Here is an 882-nt window from a genome sequence, read left to right on the forward strand (position 1 = left end):
TTACTATATATAATATTAATATACCGCAAGTCAAACAAATTCATGCGCCATCTGTCAAAACGGTGTCATATTGAAAGGAAAACGAAGGTATGGCTATCACAATCTTCCTTCTTCGAGATAACTGTAATACCTCCCGTCGGTGACTATAAGATGGTCTGCCATGTGTATCCTCATCATGTCGCAGGCCTGTTTGAGGCTTTCCGTCAGCATGTCGTCCTGCCGGCTTGGCCTGGCGTTGCCGCTCGGATGGTTGTGGCACAGGGCCAAAACCGTGGCGTTACACATCAGCGCCTCCCTGATGATTACTCTCAGGTCAACGGCCGTCTCGCTCAGTCCGCCGTGGCTTATCCTCATTTTCCGTATCAGGTGAAAGCTACGGTTCATCAGCAATATCCACGCCTCCTCGGTATCGAGGTCTTGCATCAGCGGGTGCATGTGGTTGTATATAGCCGTTGCCGAGCGCAGATCGGGCCGCTCCTCAGCCTTTTCCAGTTGTCGGCGCTTGCCCAGTTCGCAAGCCGCGAGTATCGTCACGGCCTTTGCCGGCCCCACTCCGTTATATCCGGTAAGTTCTTTCACGCTCTTCTTGCCAAGCGTGTTCAGGTTGTTATTGCAGTCGGCCAGCACGCGCCTCATCAGCTCCACGGCACTCTCCCGTGCCGAGCCCGACCCTATCAGTATGGCCAGCAACTCGGCGCTTGACAGCGCCGCCGCTCCGAGACGCTCGAGCTTCTCTCTCGGCCGGTCTTCAATCGCCCAGCGATTTATGGACAGTTTACAGTTCGGAGGTATGGACGCGGAGGTATAACCACCATCATGCTTTTCTTCTCGCCTTGTGGAATTATAATCGTCACCGGCAAATACTTTTTCATTTATCATCCC

General features: G+C 53.2%; 1 protein-coding gene. It reads right to left on the reverse strand.

Annotation, left to right across the window (positions count from 1 at the left end):
• Positions 1-96: 96 nt before the first annotated feature.
• Positions 97-879: a DNA repair protein RadC gene (radC, locus tag MoGM_RS01355; protein ID WP_104368430.1), complete on the reverse strand. Its 783-nt coding sequence runs from the start codon at positions 877-879 to the stop codon at positions 97-99.
• Positions 880-882 lie beyond the last annotated feature (3 nt).

It is taken from the genome of Prevotella sp. MGM1 (genome assembly GCF_002933775.1).
GTDB lineage: Bacteria > Bacteroidota > Bacteroidia > Bacteroidales > Bacteroidaceae > Prevotella.

Excerpts from the sequence above, each read along its gene's own strand:
- radC (WP_104368430.1), bottom strand. The coding sequence starts at position 879 with ATGATAAATGAAAAAGTATTTGCCGGTGACGATTATAATTCCACAAGG.